Annotated in this window: 21 protein-coding genes and 1 other RNA gene; 8 read left to right on the forward strand and 14 right to left on the reverse strand. The window is 47.9% G+C overall.

Annotation, left to right across the window (positions count from 1 at the left end; translation table 11 throughout):
• Window position 1 precedes the first annotated feature (1 nt).
• Window positions 2–1654 carry an RsmB/NOP family class I SAM-dependent RNA methyltransferase gene (locus AC1TPC_RS24795; RefSeq protein WP_482069412.1) on the reverse strand — a complete coding sequence of 551 codons (1653 nt, stop codon included), beginning with the start codon at window positions 1652–1654 and terminating at the stop codon, window positions 2–4.
• A 143-nt stretch (window positions 1655–1797) separates the two neighbouring features.
• On the opposite strand from AC1TPC_RS24795, the gene AC1TPC_RS24800 reads away from it, so the two are divergent.
• Both AC1TPC_RS24800 and AC1TPC_RS24805 read left to right on the forward strand, forming a co-directional pair.
• Window positions 1798–2313 (forward strand): thioredoxin family protein, encoded by a 516-nt coding sequence (locus AC1TPC_RS24800; RefSeq protein WP_482069413.1) that lies wholly within the window; start codon window positions 1798–1800, stop codon window positions 2311–2313.
• The gene (locus AC1TPC_RS24805; protein WP_482069414.1) at window positions 2310–2846 is read left to right on the forward strand and encodes a PCYCGC motif-containing (lipo)protein; all 537 of its coding nucleotides are present in this window, start codon (window positions 2310–2312) and stop codon (window positions 2844–2846) included. Before AC1TPC_RS24800 ends, AC1TPC_RS24805 begins: the two co-directional genes overlap by 4 nt.
• A gap of 180 nt (window positions 2847–3026) precedes the next feature.
• Here AC1TPC_RS24805 and yjbM read toward each other — a convergent pair whose 3' ends face one another.
• Both yjbM and AC1TPC_RS24815 read right to left on the reverse strand, forming a co-directional pair.
• A complete protein-coding gene (yjbM, locus tag AC1TPC_RS24810; protein ID WP_482069415.1) occupies window positions 3027–3830 on the reverse strand; it encodes a GTP diphosphokinase in 804 nt (267 codons plus the stop codon).
• 17 nt (window positions 3831–3847) lie between these two features.
• Window positions 3848–4945, reverse strand: coding sequence for a quinone-dependent dihydroorotate dehydrogenase (locus tag AC1TPC_RS24815; RefSeq protein WP_482069416.1), 1098 nt, complete (start codon window positions 4943–4945; stop codon window positions 3848–3850).
• Between the two features lie 174 nt (window positions 4946–5119).
• On the opposite strand from AC1TPC_RS24815, the gene AC1TPC_RS24820 reads away from it, so the two are divergent.
• Window positions 5120–5260 carry a hypothetical protein gene (locus AC1TPC_RS24820; protein WP_482069417.1) on the forward strand — a complete coding sequence of 47 codons (141 nt, stop codon included), beginning with the start codon at window positions 5120–5122 and terminating at the stop codon, window positions 5258–5260.
• 6 nt (window positions 5261–5266) lie between these two features.
• Here the strand turns inward: AC1TPC_RS24820 and AC1TPC_RS24825 are convergent, their stop codons facing one another.
• The 3 genes from AC1TPC_RS24825 to AC1TPC_RS24835 form a co-directional block, all read right to left on the reverse strand.
• Window positions 5267–6670, reverse strand: a complete 1404-nt coding sequence (locus AC1TPC_RS24825) for a L,D-transpeptidase (RefSeq protein WP_482069418.1) — start codon at window positions 6668–6670, stop codon at window positions 5267–5269.
• A gap of 156 nt (window positions 6671–6826) precedes the next feature.
• On the reverse strand, window positions 6827–7063 hold the full coding sequence (locus tag AC1TPC_RS24830) for a ferredoxin (protein ID WP_053376893.1): 237 nt from the start codon (window positions 7061–7063) through the stop codon (window positions 6827–6829).
• Window positions 7064–7119: 56 nt separating this feature from the next.
• Entirely contained in the window at window positions 7120–8406 is a 1287-nt protein-coding gene (locus tag AC1TPC_RS24835) for a DNA polymerase IV (RefSeq protein ID WP_482069449.1), read from the reverse strand.
• Between the two features lie 214 nt (window positions 8407–8620).
• Between AC1TPC_RS24835 and cimA the strand changes: the two genes are divergently transcribed.
• Window positions 8621–10237 carry a citramalate synthase gene (cimA, locus tag AC1TPC_RS24840; protein WP_482069419.1) on the forward strand — a complete coding sequence of 539 codons (1617 nt, stop codon included), beginning with the start codon at window positions 8621–8623 and terminating at the stop codon, window positions 10235–10237.
• Between the two features lie 60 nt (window positions 10238–10297).
• On the opposite strand, the gene AC1TPC_RS24845 is transcribed toward cimA, so the two are convergent.
• Window positions 10298–10837, reverse strand: a complete 540-nt coding sequence (locus AC1TPC_RS24845) for a TlpA family protein disulfide reductase (RefSeq protein WP_482069420.1) — start codon at window positions 10835–10837, stop codon at window positions 10298–10300.
• Window positions 10838–11127: 290 nt separating this feature from the next.
• Between AC1TPC_RS24845 and AC1TPC_RS24850 the strand changes: the two genes are divergently transcribed.
• Window positions 11128–11595, forward strand: coding sequence for a M67 family metallopeptidase (locus tag AC1TPC_RS24850; protein ID WP_482069421.1), 468 nt, complete (start codon window positions 11128–11130; stop codon window positions 11593–11595).
• Here AC1TPC_RS24850 and AC1TPC_RS24855 read toward each other — a convergent pair.
• Genes AC1TPC_RS24855 through AC1TPC_RS24865 form a run of 3 tightly spaced genes read right to left on the reverse strand, consistent with a single transcriptional unit; the run spans window position 11581 to window position 14801 of the window.
• Complete coding sequence (locus AC1TPC_RS24855; RefSeq protein ID WP_482069422.1) at window positions 11581–12315, reverse strand: exonuclease domain-containing protein; 735 nt, start codon at window positions 12313–12315, stop codon at window positions 11581–11583. The two genes, AC1TPC_RS24850 and AC1TPC_RS24855, sit on opposite strands and share 15 nt — an antisense overlap.
• 12 nt (window positions 12316–12327) lie before the next feature.
• Window positions 12328–13395 carry a DUF294 nucleotidyltransferase-like domain-containing protein gene (locus AC1TPC_RS24860; protein WP_482069423.1) on the reverse strand — a complete coding sequence of 356 codons (1068 nt, stop codon included), beginning with the start codon at window positions 13393–13395 and terminating at the stop codon, window positions 12328–12330.
• A 44-nt stretch (window positions 13396–13439) separates the two neighbouring features.
• Window positions 13440–14801: an ammonium transporter gene (locus AC1TPC_RS24865; protein ID WP_482069424.1), complete on the reverse strand. Its 1362-nt coding sequence runs from the start codon at window positions 14799–14801 to the stop codon at window positions 13440–13442.
• Window positions 14802–15334: 533 nt separating this feature from the next.
• Between AC1TPC_RS24865 and AC1TPC_RS24870 the strand changes: the two genes are divergently transcribed.
• Together AC1TPC_RS24870 and AC1TPC_RS24875 are read left to right on the forward strand one after the other, a co-directional pair.
• Entirely contained in the window at window positions 15335–15769 is a 435-nt protein-coding gene (locus AC1TPC_RS24870) for a MerR family transcriptional regulator (RefSeq protein WP_482069425.1), read from the forward strand.
• 37 nt (window positions 15770–15806) lie between these two features.
• Window positions 15807–16487 carry a zinc metallopeptidase gene (locus AC1TPC_RS24875; RefSeq protein ID WP_482069426.1) on the forward strand — a complete coding sequence of 227 codons (681 nt, stop codon included), beginning with the start codon at window positions 15807–15809 and terminating at the stop codon, window positions 16485–16487.
• A gap of 73 nt (window positions 16488–16560) precedes the next feature.
• Here the strand turns inward: AC1TPC_RS24875 and gltC are convergent, their stop codons facing one another.
• Complete coding sequence (gltC, locus tag AC1TPC_RS24880) at window positions 16561–17475, reverse strand: glutamate biosynthesis transcriptional regulator GltC (RefSeq protein WP_482069427.1); 915 nt, start codon at window positions 17473–17475, stop codon at window positions 16561–16563.
• 39 nt (window positions 17476–17514) lie between these two features.
• Window positions 17515–18156 (reverse strand): rhomboid family intramembrane serine protease, encoded by a 642-nt coding sequence (locus AC1TPC_RS24885; RefSeq protein ID WP_482069428.1) that lies wholly within the window; start codon window positions 18154–18156, stop codon window positions 17515–17517.
• 104 nt (window positions 18157–18260) lie between these two features.
• Here AC1TPC_RS24885 and tpx point away from each other — a divergent pair, with 104 nt between their 5' ends.
• Window positions 18261–18779: a thiol peroxidase gene (gene tpx / locus AC1TPC_RS24890; protein WP_482069429.1), complete on the forward strand. Its 519-nt coding sequence runs from the start codon at window positions 18261–18263 to the stop codon at window positions 18777–18779.
• An 80-nt stretch (window positions 18780–18859) separates the two neighbouring features.
• On the opposite strand, the gene AC1TPC_RS24895 is transcribed toward tpx, so the two are convergent.
• Window positions 18860–19249, reverse strand: a complete 390-nt coding sequence (locus AC1TPC_RS24895; RefSeq protein ID WP_169082043.1) for a DUF1499 domain-containing protein — start codon at window positions 19247–19249, stop codon at window positions 18860–18862.
• 113 nt (window positions 19250–19362) lie between these two features.
• Window positions 19363–19545, reverse strand: a non-coding RNA gene (gene ssrS, locus AC1TPC_RS24900) — 6S RNA.
• Window positions 19546–19559: the final 14 nt, after the last annotated feature.

Below are 19559 nucleotides of genomic sequence, written 5' to 3' on the forward strand. Positions count from 1 at the left end.
TTTACATCCATCTCCATCCTGCCGGAAGCTCATTTTTGATCATGCCTCCGGCATATTTCCCCCACCCGATCGGATAACCATCCGTGCACACTAATACATAGCCCTTCGCCGGAGCATCCTCATGAACCTGTATATCCGCTTCCTCTACAAATAGCGTTTCCCCTTTGAGAAAACGAATCGTTCGCTCATCCTCCGAGCTCCAACTAATCGATCGCACCGCTGCCTCGCGAGTTAATCCCATCGCAAGCGGATGGGAGGGCTCAAACCGGCCGCGAACGGCTTCCCCGACGTACCAGCCAGCCCTCACCACACGCAAGCCGTCAAGCGAAGGCAGTCCTTCAGGCTGAATATATACGCGCGAGCCGTATGCGACAACATGTCCTTGCCAGCTTGGTGCGCCTACAGCAAATTGCTCTGCATATTGCTGCCATAACGCGATCGGATTGGTTTCCTCCGCATTCATTTCGGAGCTGTCACGACTACTGCGTGCTGCTCCCTTTTGAGCGGGACGCTCAATACCTGCGTTTGCCCAATCATTTCTCGTCTGGCGCTTGCCAGCGCGCCGTTCATCCCGGTGGCTAGGCTTCTTAGCGTCCCGCTTGCCCCAGCCGCTTGGCGTCTCGCGCTTCAAGCTGCCGCCTGTTGGCTGGGATGCTCGCCGACTTATCGGCGCTGCAGCCAATATTGACCCTTCCAGCTCGTCCTCCCGCTCGCCGCTGCGCCTCAATACCGCCGCATAATGGCCTTCTCCCTCGATACGATGCGGCCATAGCCTTACCGTCCCTTGAATCGTTTGCAGCCGTTCATCGTCAAGCTGCGCTGACTCCGATACCAAATCCGCTCTTCCCGCGGACCACCCATGTTGCAGCGGCACGGCTTCAACGTAAAAATCATCATGCTCTGCGAGAAATACAGCGATTTGCTGCTCATTCTCCTCTGGCGAGAAAGTGCAGGTCGAGTAGACGATTCGGCCTCCCGGCACGAGCATGGCTGCGGCATGGCGCAAAATATCACGCTGCATGACCGAGCACCGCTCGACCCCGTGCTTCTCCCATTCCGCAATCATCGAATCATCCTTGCGGAACATGCCCTCGCCCGAGCAAGGGGCATCAACGAGAATGCGATCGAACCATGCCGGGAAAGCGACAGCGATAGCCTCAGGCTCCTCATTCAGCACAACCGCGTTGCGGACGCCGGCAAGCTCGATATTTTTCGCCAAAGCCTTCGTTCTTTCCCTTGCGTTATCGTTCGTCACCAGCACGCCGCTTCCTTGCAGCTTCCCTGCGATTTGCGTCGATTTCCCTCCAGGCGCGGCACATAAGTCGAGTACGCGGTGCCCAGGCTTCACATCCAGCAATTCAACCGGCGCCATGGCGCTGGGCTCCTGAATGTAATATAGCCCCGCATGATAATGCGGATGCTTGCCGGGACGCTCGCCTTCCTTATAGTAAAGACCATCCTTTGTCCACGGAATCCGCCTTACATTCCCGCTCATGGAAGATAGCTGCATCCACTGCTCAACACCAATCTTCAAATGATTGATTCTCAGCCCATATACTCTTGGCGCATCATAGGAAGACATAAAATCGTCAAATTCATCACCTAACAGTTTTTCCATTTTTTCCGTGAAATTACGCGGCAAGTTGCCGATCATGCACATTTCCTCCTGCCAATTATCATCGATGTCCATGCTCTTACATACACATGCGGCTTTGTTATATAATATATTAAAGTTAGGACATGCACTTTTAGGAAAAGGTTGTCCAACCTAAACTCGTTTCGGAGGTAGCCCTATTCATGAAAAAGAAAAAGAAAGTCAAAATGATTTATGTGTACATCGGAATTGTAATCCTTCTATTCGGCTTTATCTTCATACTGAACAACAGCGGCAAGGATAACCCTTTGTATGGCAAGCCTCTTGCTCAGCTTAACCCAGACACTCGCGCTCAGCTTGACGATCCCAACTATCAGAATATCATATTACCGGCCGTATTGGACAAGAAGGTTGCGGATAAGGAAGATTTCTTCGTCTATCTATTTGCTTCCGACTGCCCGCATTGCCGGGCAACAACACCTAAATTGATGCCGCTCGCAGACGAGCTCGGTATTGATTTGCCGCAATTCAACCTGAGGGAATTTCCGTCTTACTTTAACAAATACAAAGTCGAATATACGCCAACGCTGGCTTATTTCCAAGACGGGGTTGAAGTTGAACGGCTAGAAGGCGGCCTTGCCGAGAATGGCGCAACAGGCTACTCCTTAGATGATTTCAAAGCATTCTTCAACAAACATTCGGGAGCTGAGTCCAAATGATGAAGCGTCAGCGACTTACGGACGAACAGATCGCCGAGGAGCAAGCAAGTTCACGTATTCGCGGTATCATGTATGCTCTGCTTCTAGCATTCGCATTCATCACCTTGCTTACCGCATGCGGCCTCGCGAATGATGACAAGGCCGGCGCTGAGCATCAACACGGCTCTGAAACCTGGCAAACGACAGACTCGTATGACGAGCTGCCAGGCTTTCTCACAGACTATACCCCGCATACGAGCGAGCTGTACAAAGCGGTGCATGAACACGCAGACATCATGAGCGGCGTTACATGCTATTGCGGCTGCTCGGACGGGTTAGCCGTAGAAACGCCGCATGATTCGCTCCTGCGCTGCTACGTGGCCGAGCATCCTGCCGACGAAGGCAGCGTAACTTGGACGAATCACAGCACAAGCTGCGGCATTTGCAAGAAAGAGATGGAGGAGGTTATCGCCTTAAGCAAGCAAGGCAAGACCGCTGATGAAATAAGTAAAGCGATAGACGCTTTGTATAAACCGAAGAAATCAAGCGAATAGTCTTGCCAAATTCCGAATTATTTGATGGCAAGGGCTGTCCGGCAAGGTCTGATTAGACCCGCTGGGACAGCCCTTTTGTATTTTAATACGGTACTCATCCGCAAAAAAAGGCGCCTCAGCAGCTTTTTCTCCCCTAAGACACCTTTTTTCCTCGTATATTTACTTTCAGACACTTATCCACTAGCTTTGATTCGCTTTTTTGGCTTTTCCGATTGCCGCTTGAATTTCAAGCGACAGCTTATTCAGCTCATGATAATCCTCTTTCTCAAACTTCTCGTTGAATTTCATTTGGTACTGCGCGGCTTCACGGACCCGGTGATAGAAATAGAGGTCTTGTATGCCGTTCAGCACCTTCGAGACGACGTTGGATTGCTCCTCGAACTCCGTCTGCGCATCCAAAATTTCTTTGCGTATACTCGTCATTTCGGTATCGAGCTGCGAGGCGGCTTCCGCCGCTTTCTTCAGGCGTTCACGCACATCCTCCGGCAAGCTTTCTTTAAACTTGTAATTTAAAGAATGCTCAATCGTCGCCCAAAAATTCATCGCTAGCGTACGGATTTGAATTTCTGCCAGCACGATCTTGTAGCCAAGCGCCGTTTGCACCGGATATTCTACGATCATATGGTAACTGCGGTAGCCGCTGTCTTTAAAGTTCGTAATGTAATCCTTCTCGTATACGAGGGAGAGATCCTTCCGCGTGCGAATCAAGCCAGCAACACGGTGGATATCATCCACGAATTGGCACATAATTCGAATGCCTGCAATGTCCTCAATTCCCGTATCCAGTTGATCCGAGGGGACATTCAGCCGTTTTGCTTTTTCCAAAATGCTGGATATTCGCTTAACCCGGCCGGTGACGAATTCTATCGGTGCGTAAGCTTCTCTTATTTTCAGCTCAACCCGCATCGTCTTAAACTTCACTTTAAGTTCTTCAACCGCTTGTTCATAAGGCTGTAAAAAAAGATTCCAGTCTCTACCGTCCATCCGGCCGCCTCCTGTTCTTAAACGTGATCTGCGCCAACTGCCTCGGCAATATTTCGGAAGCCATCCTTGCGCAAGCATTCCTTCAAGCCGTTCGTCAATTCCCTAAGCACACCGGGCCCTTTATAAATAAGCGCCGTATAAATTTCCACCAAGGAAGCTCCTGCGCGGATTTTATCGTATGCATCTTGTGCTGTAAAAATGCCGCCTGAGCCAATAATCGGCAGCTGCCCGCCAGTCTGTCGATAAACGGCGCGAATAACCTCAGTTGAGCGTTCTCGCAGCGGCTTTCCGCTAAGCCCGCCCGCTTCACCGGCATTAGCATGCTGAAGGCCTGTCCGCGATAAAGTCGTATTGGTGGCGATGATGCCCGATACTCCGCTTTCCATAATAGTAGCAACGGTAAGCTCCAGCTGCTCATTCGTCATGTCCGGGGCTATTTTGACGAGAACGGGCTTTGCTTTCTTTCCTACTTTCGCCGCCTGCAGGTTTATTTCCTTTTTCACGGCGCTAAGTAGATTTCTCAGTTCTTCTCCATGCTGCAAATCACGCAGGTCAGGCGTGTTCGGAGAGCTGATATTGACGACAAAGAAATCACCATATGTATACAAATCGCGAATGCAGGTCTGATAATCCTCATGAGCAAGCTCATTCGGGGTCGTTTTGTTTTTGCCAATGTTAACGGCGATAGGTATCCGGTTTATTTTGCGACGTGACAGCTTATCTGCCATTGCAGCTGTACCGTCATTGTTGAAGCCCATCCGATTGATGAGCGCTTCGTCTGGCGGGAGGCGGAACAATCTTGGCTGCTCATTGCCGGCTTGTCCTTTTGGCGTGACGGTCCCGACCTCAGCAAAGCCAAAGCCTACGCTTGAGAAACCGTCCGCTGCCTTGCCGTTCTTGTCGAGCCCGGCTGCTAGCCCCACCGGATGCGGAAAATGGATACCGAACAGATCTGTAGCAAGCTCCGGCGACTTTGCTACGCCGTACATTGCATGCATCAATCCGTTGAGTCCTGGCACAACTCCCCCTGCGGCCAAGCCGTCAATGACGAGGTGATGGGCTTTCTCAGGATCCATTCGAAAAAAAATAGGCTTTAAAATTGAAGAATAAAGCAACTTACCCACTCCGATCTCAGATGTATGTTCTACATGACAGTTTATCGTTTTTGCGGCAAAAAGAAAAGAGCCTGCACGCAAGGTGCAAGCATCCGATATATTGCGGCTTGTCTAGAAAACGATTACAATAAGTTTATATTTATTTTAACTATGTAATAGAGAGGTTGATCGTCGATGAGTTCACCAAAAAGAAAACCGGCAACGATTAAAGCCAAACCGAAGGACGAAGTAAATAAAAAAGCATTAATCTGGATCAGCTCGATCGTTGGCGTTATCGTCATTGCGGTTGCACTGCTTCTAGTCTTTACTTCGTAAGGCATCTTACGTCAACCATTTATACACCTTAGCGGGATTGGTCTCGTTCTGGCGCGGCTCCAGCTTAAAGCGTTCGGCTGGCTGCTGCTCCTTGGACGGGAGCGTCCCGTTTTTTATTTTGACGACCGTTCCTAGCGGCACCATATCGAACAGCTCTTCAACATCCTCCTTGCTCATGCGGACGCACCCAAGCGATTTGTCTTTACCAATACTGCTTGGTTCATCGGTGCCATGAATGGCGTATAAGGTGTTCGACAGCGTCATGCCCCGACTGCCAAAATCGCCATCGTCGCGTCCATTCGGATTTTTCACCTTTTCACTTATGTAGAAGCTGCCCTCCGGCGTCTCATCTCCGCCAAGGCCTACCTTGTAGCTGCGTACAATGATATTCCCTTGAATAACCGCAAGTCGATAAGTTGACTTGTCCACTACGATTTCAAGCGGCCTGCTCCACTCCTTATCCAATATTCCATTTGTGCCTACGATCGAACTCTCAGCTCGTTTTTGTTCCGCTGTATTATCCGATGCCTTCTGACCGTCTTCTTGCCTGTCAACTGCAGCCTCGCCATTTTTGCGACCTTGCTCGGATTTCAGTCTCGACAGCACATCAGCGAACATCGATCTCATTCCCCCGCGCTCCCCCGCAATCGTATTGTTCGGATAGGGACGGATAAGATCATCCAGCTTTTCAGGCCATTTTTTGTTTTTCCGCTCATAGTGGTAGATCGCGCTGGACAGCGTCCAATGCGTCTCTTGCTCTTTGGTCCAATTTTTATATTTCTGAGCAGTATCGGACGCCTCAGCTGGCTCGCATAAGCAGGTTTGACGATCGAGCATTGCCAACTGAAGCATGCTGCTTGCGGCTTCCTTCTGAATCGCCATGAGCAGCTTCGTATTTCCCGTCCATTTGCGCCAGCCTGCATCCTCTTCTAGGCGTGCAGCAATGGTTAGCAGCGGCGCTTCTCCCGCCGCGCTCACGAGAGCATTCATAGCGCTGCCCATCGGCTCACGTTCCTTCAGCGGCACAAATACGACTCCGACCGAAGGTGCATCGATCTGTTCGCCAGCTGCAGGCTGAGACGCATTCTCTTTAAAAACAGCCCCGTTAGCCGGAATGAATACGGCTACGAGCAGCAGTAAAGCCGCTAACAAAGCTGCTCTCGTGGCTAGCTTTTTTTTCTTTTGCCGCTTCGCCCATGCTTTTAGCAATTGCAGTTGATTTTCCGATAAGGGATGGCTTTCTTCCTCGAAGGCATCATAAACCTCGCCGGCTTGCAGGAAGCAGTAGTTTGCTTTGCCCTCCTTGCCATCGAGCAAATACTGCTTGCCTAGTAAGTACCATCCCATCTTGTTATCAGGGTGCTGCTTCACAAATTGCTTCAAATAGAAAAGATCTTCAGGAGAGTCCATCCCTGATTCCTCCCAACAAACAGTTTACTCTCTTTATCGGCAGGAACGTTTCCCAATTGTATCCCAGCTTTATTTTTTAAGCTGCGTGAGACGAACAAAAAAGCTCCCCTCCGCAGCATGTGCCAGCGAAGAAGAGCTTCTCTTTATTGCAATGATTTAGTAATTAAAGGGTACATCTGCAATTTTGATCGAATCAGTAGGACAACCGTCGGCTGCATCCTGCAAATCGTCAAATAAATCTTCTGGAATTTCAGTATTGCCTGTGTTTCCATCTGCTTTATAAATAACTTCTGCAAGACCTTCGTCATCATAATCATAAATGTCAGGTGCAGTTGCTCCGCAAGCTCCACAAGCGATGCACGTATCTTTTTCAACCCAAGTAAACTTACCCATGGAAATCCCCTCCTAAATAAATATACGGAATAATCTCGTCTCTGTACAGTCAAGCTTCACTCATCAATATATAACAAACTATCATCCTTTTGCAAGGATGTACCACGAATTCGTTTATTCCTAATTAAGGTCGAAGGGTCGTCCCCCAGCATGCCAGCGGTGAGAACCGCATCCTCGCCATACTTGTCGCGGAGCCGATCCATCGCCTGAGTAAGCGCCTCCTTGCGGGGCTGCTGCTCATAACTGAATAAATCCAGCTGCAAGGCTGTTTCTTCGAGAAGCGTCAAGTTTTGGAGCGTAATGCCAAGCAGCCGAATCGGTTCGCCCGTTTTCCAATGCCGATCGTACAGCCTGCACGCTTCTCTATAGAAATCTTCCGATTCTTGCGAAGGCGCAGCAAGCGTATGGGAGCGGGCGATCGTCGTCATATCCGGCTTTCGGATCGTAATCTGAACGGTTGTAGCAACAAGCTTCTGTCTCCGCAGCCTGCGCCCGGTTTGATCGGCTAAATTAAGCAGGACGCGGTAAACGTCCTCGCGAGCGGTTATGTCGCTTGGAAGCGTCGTTGTATGTCCGATTGATTTATTTCTCTCCCTATTCGGATTGACTTCTGAGTAATCCAGCCCGTGCGCAGCCGATTTCATCCAAGATCCGACCACGCCAAAATGCTTATTCAGCATCATTTCGTCTGTTGCAGCCAACTGCCCGATCGTACGTATGTTCAGCTTCGCCAGCTTTTCGGCCGTTTTTTTCCCGATTCCGAATAACGTATCGCATGATTTATCCCACAGCACGCTCTTCACATCTCGAATGCGCAATACGGTTAAGCCGTTCGGCTTCTTCATATCGGAAGCCATCTTCGCCAGCAGCTTGTTCGGAGCAAGTCCAATCGAGCATGGGAGCGACCATTCGGACATAATGCGCTGTTGAAGCGCCTCTGCTATTTCCAGAGGTGAGCCAAACATCTTTGATCCGGTAATATCCATGTAGCACTCATCGATGGAAACCGCCTCTACGAGCGGCGTGTATTGTCTGGCAATGGCCATGAAACCGTGTGAGTATTTGCGGTATAAATTAAAATCCGGCTTTATTAATATAAGCTCGGGGCATAATTTAAGTGCCTGTCTAACGGTCATGCCGGTCTTGATCCCTTTGCTCCTTGCCGAATACGAGCAGGTGACGAGAATTCCCTTGCGCTGCTCAACGCTGCCCGAAACCGCAGTCGGCTTATTCTTATATTTCTCAGGTTCCTCTGCTTCATGCACGGAACAGTAGAAGGCATTCATATCCAAATGAATGATTACGCGGCCTTTAGCCGGATAATGCTCATTCACATTTTTCATTATCATTCAAAAGCACCGCCTATTCGAAGCAAATTGCCCACATAAGCTTAATCATCCCCAGCATACAATTGCAATAGGGCCAAGTCAACGAAGCTCGAAAAAGCGGACAAAAAATAATACCACCCTCTCTACTTTCATTGTGACAAGTGTTATAATTGTACATTATGATTCGAAAAGGCTAAAAAAGGCTATTAGTGAAGGAGGCGTCCCGTTTATGACAACAAACATTTCCATATTTGATACGACGCTGCGTGACGGTACACAAGGTGAAGGGATCAGCCTGTCGGCGGATGACAAGTTAAAAATTGCCCAGAAGCTCGATGCGTTGGGCGTTCATTATATCGAGGGCGGCAATCCAGGAAGCAACAGCAAGGATATTGAATTTTTCCAACGGATCAAATCATTTAGCCTAAATGCCAAGATCACCGCTTTCGGCAGCACTCGTCGCAAAAATAGTCTAGCTGAGCAGGATGCCAGCCTTGTCCGCATTGCTGAATCCGGCGTACCGGCAGCTACGCTTGTAGGCAAATCATGGGACTTCCATGTACATACCGCCCTGCAAACGACGCTCGAGGAAAACCTGTCGATGATTTATGATTCCATCGCATTTCTGAAGCATAACGGCATGGAAGCGTTGTTTGATGCAGAGCACTTTTTTGACGGCTACAAAAACAATCCGGAATACGCCATCTCCGTACTAAAGAAAGCGCAGGATGCCGGCGCGAATTGGCTCGTTCTTTGCGATACAAACGGCGGTACGCTTCCGAATGAAATCCACGATATCGTAACGCGCGTGAAGCAGGAGCTTACAGCGCCAATCGGCATTCATACGCATAATGATTGTGAGCTTGCCGTTGCAAACTCACTGGCTGCTGTAGGAGCTGGCGCACGCCAGGTTCAAGGCACGATTAACGGCTACGGCGAGCGCTGCGGCAATGCCAACCTATGCTCGATCATACCGACTCTCCAAATTAAGATGAATTACGATGTGCTGCCGGAGGAAAAGCTGCGCACTCTAACCGGAACGGCCCGTTATGTTAGTGAAATCGCGAATGTGCATATGCCCGTTGGCCAAGCTTATGTCGGCAATGCCGCATTTGCCCACAAAGGCGGCATTCATGTCTCCGCGATCATGAAAGACTCCAAAACCTATGAGCATATTCAGCCTGAGCTTGTTGGAAATAAGCAGCGTATACTCGTCTCTGAGCTTGCTGGCCAAAGCAACATCATTTCAAAAGCCAAGGAACTTGGGCTTGATGTAACTGCGAACAACGAGAAAACAAAGCTTATTATGGATCAGATCAAAGAGCTTGAGCATCAAGGGTATCAATTCGAGGGAGCAGACGCTTCTATGGAGCTGCTGCTTCGCGAAGCATTCGGCGGCGAGGTTAAGGAAGTTTTCAAGGTTGAATCGTTCAAGATGCTCGTAGAAAAAACGAATGGCCTAATGATTTCCGAAGCAATCGTCAAAATCAACGTCGGCGGACAACAGGTTTATACAGCTGCTGAAGGCAACGGACCGGTCAACGCCCTCGATAACGCCCTGCGCAAGGCGCTGGTGCAGTTTTATCCGAAGATTGAACAAATCCATCTGTCCGATTATAAAGTCCGTGTAATCGACGAGAAGGACGCTACAGCCGGTAAGGTACGTGTTCTTATCGAATCGACTGGGCTCGATAATACATGGAGCACGGTAGGCGTCTCCAGCAACGTTATTGAGGCAAGCTGGGAAGCACTTGTCGACAGCATTCGCTACGCCCTGCTAGGCATGGATAAAGTAGATAGCGCGCATGTTGATCCATTAGATCGAATGGGACTCGTGAATCATTAAACTACAAAAAGGCTGGCAGCACGTCAACAATTGACATGCTGCCAGCCTTTTTTTCGCCTGTTACATCCACTTCTCAATGAGACGTTGCCATTCTTCATAGGTAATGACGCCATTGATCCGCTCTCTTATGACGCCTTCGCTATCGATAAGGAACGTTGTCGGAAATGTATCCACCTTGTACTGCTTCGTTACATCGCCATTGCGATCCATCAGAATCGGAAATGTAAACTCATGTTCATTCACAAAATCTCTAGCCGCCCGTTCTTTATCGTACTTCGTAGCATTGACGCCATAAAGCTTAATCACATCTCCATACTGCTCATGAAGCCGCTGCAGATCCGGTGCTTCCAGCTCGCAAGGTCCGCACCAGGAAGCCCAAAAGTTAACGAAAGTAAGCTTGCCTTGCTTACCGCCCACCTCATAGGACTGCTCGTCAAGTGCCGGAAGCTTGAAGGCTGTCGCCTCAAATCCCGCCTTGGGCTTAAAGCCATCGGCAGGAGCTGCTATCGTAACCGAATTAGGATCATCATTTTTATATTGGAATACAGCTAAGCCAGCAAACACGAATGCAATTGTAAAAAGCGCTATAATGCGTTTCATAAAGTATCTTCCTTCTCTCGCAATATCATTATTCAGTATGGCTTCATGGTATCATGCACCGTATGGAAGCTCAAGGCGCGGGGCATATTAGCCATAAAATCGTCACGTTTAACCAGGAGCCCTCTGTCTTAATTCTCAAACAGGACCTAAATCTATTGTCGGTTATCATGCTTCCATTCATACCCCTAACCAAATATTGTCCTGCCTGTTGCATTGCCCGCAAATGTTAGCGCACCCCGTTTTATTCCGGTATACTTATTTTATCCGTTTCGAAACAGGGAGGCTGTACGATGACAGAACAGCAATCGAAGGGCTTTATAACCAAATCGGCATTTGAGCAGCTAATACAAATTTGTTTGGATGCCAAGCCATATGAGGCATGCGGGATCGTTGCAAGCAGCGATCGCGACTCATTCCCCTCCTCAGATCTGACTGATGAAGCAAACGCTCAAGTTATTGATACGATCATTCCGATTAAAAATATACATATCGATCCTGCTCACTCGTTCGCCTTTGATCCGGAAGAGTGGACAGCAGCCTTTTATGACATGCAAAAAAACCGACAATCGATTGTCGGTTTATTTCACTCCCATCCGCGAACAGAAGCCATTCCGTCTTCTAGAGACACGGAAGGCTTCCTGCCCGCATCCGAGCTTTCCTATTGGATTGTCTCATTGCAAAACAGCGAAGCCCCTTATGTTAAGCCCTATCGCCTCTCACAAGGAACGTTCATTCCGCTGCAGCTAGTGCTTGCTTAAATAAGCGTACAGATCACCAAGCGTATTTATGTTTCTCTCCAATATCCGCGCCAAATAGTTTTGCCACAGCTTAGCCGTCATAATCGAATCTTGCAGGGCATGATGCCGCTCCGTAATAGGGATACAGCAGCTTTCCAGCAGCTCATCGAGGCTGTACCCTTCAAGGTTCGGCTCCAGCCATTTCGCCACCATCATCGTATCCAGCACTCTGTGGTTTAAATTCACCTTCGAAGTTCTCCAAAGCGCAGCATTTAGAAACTGCTTGTCATGACCAGAAGCATGTGCAATAAGGAGGCGTCTGCCTACAAACTCCATAAAACCATGAAGCACCTGCATCAAATCAGGCGCATCCTGAACCATTTCATTCGTAATGCCCGTCAATTCAATAATCGCCTTTGGAATTCTCCGCTTTGGATTGACTAGACTGTAGAACGACTCCCCTTCCACGATCTCGCCATCTCGCAGCAATACAGCTCCAAAGGAAATGATCTCATCGCCATTTGTTGGATAGAAGCCCGTTGTTTCAAGATCAAATACGACAACCTCAAGCTCTCGAAGCGGCATGTCGAACATGGATTGCTTGCGCTGCTCTTTGTTGACGTTCCGAATAAACGCCATTTGCTGCGCATTTTGCGAGCCTAACATAGAAGCGATGGCAGGCGTAAATCCTCCCATTTTGTATAGGTTCCACATACGACCGACGCCTTTTTGCTCCTTCATTTCTCCACCGCCCTACATAAGCCTGCCCATTGTTTGCTTGAATACCGCTCGCTGCAGCTTCTTGCCTAGACGCAGACCACTCTTTAATTCATCGGTCATTTCCTTCGTCAGCTTTCGGCTCGATAGCTTGCCATTATTGGCATATAAGCCATCGCCATTCTGCTCGGTTGTCATTAACCGAAGTCTCAGAAAAATCCGAAACGCTTGATCGTAAACGGCAGCATCCTCGTTAGACATCTTACCCGCTTGGACAAGCATTTTAATTCGCTCCAGCGTTGAAGTTTCCCGAATCCCTACTTGAACAGCCAAAAGCCTAATCGAATTCACCATAGGGATATAAGCGCCATATTTGATATCCAAGCTGCCAGCATCTTCCCCATACTGCTCCTTCAGCAATTGGCCAAAAAAACCTAGCAGCACCTTATGGCGCATCGTATTATCCAGCATGCGCTGCAGGATGATCGGGTGGTTAAGCATATCCGTAAAAAAGAAGTCCTTTAACTCATCAACCAGCCGATGTTCGCCATAAACGCATCGTCCATCCGCGATGATGAGCAAATATCTAACCGCTTCCCATGCAGGCTCCTCAAACCAATGATCCAGCTTAGCGCCCCACTCCGACAATGATAAGCACCATTCCGGATTGCTGCTCAGCACATTCCCTTCACAAGGCGGGTATCCTACCTTCTGAAGATTGAATACAACAAGCTCACATAGCTCTTTAAAATAAATTTTCACTTCCGCTGAATCAGCCACTGGATCCTGGTAGACAACTCCGCTGTCTTGATCGCTTGACAATGTCTGCTCTTTCCGACCGCCGCTGCCGAACAATAAATATGCGTAAGGCACGGGGGGAGAACCCTTCCCCAACCGTGCCATTTCCGCTTCTGCGAGGATGATCGCGCGTTGAATTACCGCATCGTGCACCTCATTCAATTGTTCATTAAATTGTTCGACCGGACGCGTTGGGAGAAGAGCTTCCATCTGCTCGTGTACTTGATCCCGCAAGCCTCGCAGCCCTTCCACATGATCAGCTGAGCCAATCTGCTTGAGAAGCTGCAAACGCACCGGATCACTCATGCGACGCCTCTCCCTTCGGTCAGTATATCATGACCAATCCATTATCATTGAATGTTTTGACCTGCTTTTTTCATTTGCTCAGGATAACCATAAGCCCCATGCTCACTAAGGTCAAGACCGATAATTTCTTGCTCTTCCGTAACGCGGAAGCCCATGATAAGTTTCATAACTCCAAGGATAAGGAACGAAGCTGCAAGCACGAATGCTCCAACGACTACAACGGATTCGAATTGTACCCAAAGTTGCTTCCAGCTTCCTGTGTCGATCAAACCGCCTGTACCTATGCCAACTTTATCAGCAAGCGCTTGAGTAGCGAAGATACCATTAGCAAGCGTACCCCAGACACCAGCTGCACCGTGAACAGACAAAGCATAGATTGGATCATCCACTTTGATTTTCTCGAAGAACTTCACGCTGTAGAATACGAGAACGCCAGCTACAAGACCAATAACAACCGCTGCCCAAGGATCAACAAATGCGCAAGATGCTGTAATAGCTACAAGACCCGCAAGCGTACCGTTAAGCATTGCAGTAATGTCCGCTTTTCCTGTAACAGCCCAAGAAATAAGAAGTGCTGCCACGCCGCCTGCGCCTGCTCCAAGCATCGTGTTGAAAGCTACATATCCGAAGAAGCCGTCGCCGATAGCTACTGTACTGCCTGCGTTGAATCCGAACCAGCCAACCCATAGAAGCAATACGGAAAGTGCAGTGAACACTTGGTTATGTCCCAAAATTTCATTAGCGGAGCCGTCTTTGTTAAATTTACCGATACGCGGTTTAAGTAATACGGTTGCCGCAAATGCTGCAAGTGCACCCGTTAAGTGAACAACAGTGGAGCCTGCAAAGTCTTGCGCTCCGTCTTCAGCAAGCCAGCCGCCGCCCCAGATCCAGTGAGCAACAACCGGATAAATGATTGCGATAAAAAATACTGTAAATACGATATAAGAGGAAAGCTTTGCTCTCTCTGCGAAACCGCCCCATGCGATGGATAGGGAAACCGCTGCAAATGCTAGTTGGAACAAGAAGAATACAGTGCTTGGATAATTCTCGCCATCACCAGCAGCTACTGCTGGATCGAAGAAGAAGTTGCCCCATCCGAACAAGGCGTTTAATCCACTATCGCCGCCGAATGCAATGCCGTAGCCAAATGCCCAATAAATAAGTGCCGCCAAGCCAGTTGTGAAAATGGTTTTGCCGGCAACGTGACCCGCGTTTTTCATTCGAGTGGAACCTGTTTCAAGAAGAATAAATCCGCCTTGCATAAGTAGAACTAGAATGAATGAGAGCATAACCCATAGCGAGTTTAAACCCATGTTCAACGTTGCTGCGGAAGGATCCTCTGCAAACGCCATTACCGGAAACAATAAGGTGAAGATTCCTAAAGCTAACATCGTTTTCTTAATCATTACGACCACTCCCTAAGTGTTATGTTTCCTTACATGAGAGGAAAGACTTAATGTCATTATAGTCAGTAGTGCTCAATTTGACAATACGTTTTATGTAAATTCACAAAAAAAATCAAACATTCAACATGAAATCTAACACGAACGTTAAGAATTTGAACAAATCAGGACAAAAAAACCCTATTGTACCTGCTCATTCTTCGCATTTTCACTTTTTATAGGCATAGATTCCTACTTGAATTAATAGTGATCGTATAGTAGGAGTAGGCGCTCTTTAATTGCGTGATAAAAAACGAGCTATATTACGATATAAATAGAAGCGTTAAAATATTTTACATTTATTTCATAGTGGGATCAATTGAGGATGGTTACACCCCATGTACCACGTTTGACTGTATGGTAACTTTACCATTATCATTAGAGGTAACAGAAGCACCACATTTTGTGATGGCGACACAGCACCATGCTTCGGGTAAAATATAAGTTTAGGGTATGAACGGAATTTTACTTTCTTATATTTTGTACGAATGGAGGAAATGAAAAAGATGTATCGAATCGGAGAATTAGCCAAGCTGTCTCAAATCAGCCCACGAACCATTGACTATTACACTTCAATCGGTTTAATAGAACCTGCTGAGCGTTCTGCCAAGAACTATCGTCTCTATGCCGATGAAACCTTGCAGCGTCTAGAACGTATTGAACAGATGAAAAAAGATAAATATACGTTAGATGAGATAAAAACCAAAATTGAAAGCTGGAGCAAAATTACACCAGAGGAGCAAGTCTCCCGCAAGCTGACGGATCTGCAGCATCATCTAAGCCAGCTGGAGCGGGAAGTGAAGGAGCTTGAGCCCGTCATTAAGAAGCTCAAGCCTCGTCAAGCCAATCACCTATACACCCGCCTCATGCCGCAGACCGCAGCCTGCATAGAGGCTCTAATGCTTCTTATTAACAAAAGCTCCCTCATGTAGCGATTATCTTTCATCAATATAATGGAGGAATGACTCAATGACGTTTATCTACATTTTAATCGTACTCGCTTTTATATTAACGATTTGGGCACAATTCCGAGTCAAAGGAACCTTTAAGAAATGGACTAGCGTGCAAGCGAACAGCGGTTTAACCGGCTATCAAGCAGCAAGACGAATGCTCGATTCGAATGGTCTGCAAGATGTGCCAATCGAGCCAGTACGCGGCACGCTCACAGACCACTACGATCCCATTCACCGTGTCGTACGTTTATCGGAGCCTGTCTATTATGAAAATTCAATCTCAGCGGTTTCAGTCGCCTGTCACGAGGTCGGCCATGCCATCCAGCATGCGGAGCATTATCCGATGCTAGTACTGCGCCACCGCATATTCCCGGTCGTAAACTTCGCTTCCGGCGTTGCCCCTTTCCTATTCATCGCCGGTATTCTATTCTCGGCATTGAACCTAATCGGACTGGGCATCATTTTCTTCTCGGTCGCAGTAGCCTTTCAAGTGATTACACTTCCGGTCGAGTTTAATGCGAGCAATCGGGCAAGAGACATCATGATCGCCGAAGGCTTCATTACGAATGATGAGGAACGCGGCGTTGCCAAGGTGCTTAACGCTGCAGCATTAACCTATGTAGCGGCTGCCCTCTTGTCCTTGCTCGAGCTTGTTCGATACATCTTAATTTTTGTAGGCGGAAGCCGGCAAGAATAACATTCAGGCATAACAAAAAAGGAGCTGTTCCAAATCAGTCTATTATGACTGATCGGAATAGCTCCTTCTTTAATTAGTCTAATTCGTTCTTCGACTTAAGGTCCTCTTGGAAATATCGAAGCAAAAAGCCATGGAAGACCTTTGCAACCAGCGGCAGCTTCTCATTCGAACGGCGAATGAGACCAATAGTACGTGTCACCTGTGGCTCAGTCACGCGAACCTTCGTTGGCTGCAAAGGACCTGTATAGTGAAGCGCCATCTCCGGCAGCAAGCTCACACCCATGCCCGCCGCTACCAGACCGCGAATCGTATCTGTCTCTTCGCCTTCAAAGCCAATTTGCGGCGTAAACCCTGCTGTCTGGCAGGCTTCCCAAACGATTGGCCGAAGGGAATAGCCCTCTCTGAACAAGACGAAAGTCTCATTCTCCAGCTCCTTCAGCTCAATGGACTCCATATCTGACAAACGATGACCTGGCGGCAATATCGCATACAGCTCTTCCGTAAGAAGCACTTCCCCACAGACGAATTCATGCTCATCTGGAAATGGAGAAATAAACGCCAAATCGATCTCCCCTTTGATCATGTCACGAATAAGCGAAGGATACATCCCCTGCTTAAATCGAAATTTCACATTCGGGTGAAGCTTGCGAAAGGCTGCAACGACCTGCGGGATTAACGAGATCCCCAAACTATGAGGAAAGCCAAGTCTAATCTCACCCTTCTCAGGGTCCAAAAATTCATGTATTTCAATGACAGCACGTTCCAAATCAGCCAATATGACTTCCGCGCGCTTTAGGAAAAGCTGGCCGACTGGCGTAAGCTGCAGGTTTCTTCCTTTTTGAACGAATAGCTTCACACCAAGCTCTTCCTCAAGCTGGTGGATTTGCCGGCTCACTGCCGACTGCGCCACATGCAGCTCTTCGGCCGCCTGTGTAACATGTTCTTTTTTTGCTACTTTCACGAAGTAATGAAGCTGACGAAGTTCCATACCGGTTAGATTCTCTCCCGTATATACATAATTTTCATTCTACGCGCTATTTCTACGCGTCTTCAATCGATCGAATATGCGGTAAAGAAGGAAGCCGGCTAATGCGCCTCCAACATGCGCCCACAAATCAATCCTCGGCACAAGAAAGGAATAAACAACTCCAAAAATCAATATCGTGTATACCGTTTTACGCGAGCTCTCATCAAGCTGCGACTTTCGGAACAAGGAAATATACAGAAACGCACCGTAAATGCCGTAAATCGCTCCTGAGGCCCCTACACCTATGTGGCTAGTTGGATCACCTTCAATAACATTCAAGGCAGCGCTCATCGCATTACCTGCAATGCCGCAAAGCAAATAATAAATGGCATACCTGAAACTATTGAGAAGACGCTCCAGCGGCGGTGCGAACACAAGCAATGCAAACATATTATAGAGCAAGTGCTCAATGCCTGAATGCATGAAGATCGACGATACATAACGCCACGGCTCATCCGTACCATACGGATCAATCTCCACATTGGTCGCAAATGCACCGAATTTATAAGCATGCGATGCACTATTGGGATCACCGTTCACAGCAATCACAATAAAATATATAATATTTAAAGCAATCAACGCAGATGTAACGGGATAAAGCTTTAAGTAAGAACGAAAGCTCTCATACCGCAAAAAAATCATTGCTTCAACCCCTTTTCTCTCCAACAATTGGACAAGGTCGTTTCGTAACGATTATAATAAATTTGGTATTGACCACCAATCCATTTAGAGGAGGAAATTTTCACATGACACAAGAACGTAATGGAGCTGCCACTTTCAAGGGCAATCCGATCACATTAGTTGGACCAGAATTGAAAGTTGGAGACAAAGCTCCTGATTTCAGCCTTAACAAATCGCTCGTAGAAAACGTATCCCTTAAGGATTTCGCTGGTAAAATCAAATTAATCAGCGTTGTGCCTTCCATCGATACAGGCGTTTGCGACGCGCAAACTCGTCGTTTCAATGAAGCTGCCGGTTCGCTTGGCGACAACGTTGCTGTACTTACGGTAAGCGTTGACCTTCCTTTCGCGCAAGCACGCTGGTGCGGTGCTGCAGGCATCGACAAAGTTGTATTGCTATCTGACTACAAAGCACACAGCTTTGGCGATTCGTATGGCGTATACATTAAAGAGCTTGGACTTGACCAACGTTCAATCTTCGTAATCGATGCGAACGACACGATCCAGTACGTGGAATACTTGCCGGAAATGACAGAGCACCCGAATTATGAAGAAGCGATCAACGCAGTCAAAGCGCTCGTATAATCCTTATTTTATTGAGCTCACAAATACACAGATTGCAAACAAAGCGAGTGAAGGACATCCTTCCTCGCTTTGTTTATGTATTAACTATTAACTTTAAAGGCTGCAAGCTTCTTATCAAGTGTACGGTACAAATCCAGAATGACTCTGTAATTAGAACCAAGATCCCCGAGTGAGCCGCGGGATGCTGAATAAATATCGACTGCCGATTGCAGCGGATTAACGCTAATCACGGAAACCGTAATGTCCATCGTTCTTCCAAATGCCGTGCGCTTCTCCAGTACAATTTCACCAACGGATTGCACCTCATGCAGCACTTTATAACCTTGCATCTTCTTAAGAGTCGATATCACTTCTTCCCAAGCCTTGTCTTTGGAAAGCTTGTAGAAATGAGATTTGAGCATTGGATCCTTGGCTTTGTCACCAGTCTGTTCATGACTGCGCAGTAGCCCGATCAAGGTCCGCTTCAACAACAACGATCTCCCCCTCCGGCATCTATGTACATTACTCTATATAATACCATGATTTGTCCCATGAAAAAAGAGCTATCACTGGATTTAACCAGCAAATGCTCTTCATTTGAAAATGAGAACCCGCCTATGCCGTCCGACTCACATGTTTCTGAACCCGCTTACGCAGGTGGGTGACCGCAGAACCGCTTTTGAGGTCCCCTTTCGGGGGCATGTCAGCTACGCTTCGATATTGGTCTCCCGTGAAACAGCCATTGGTTCAAAACAGCGTAAAGCCGTAACGAGCATCGCAGGAGGTATTGCTATTATAGAC

Source organism: Paenibacillus sp. Y280 (assembly GCF_056786335.1).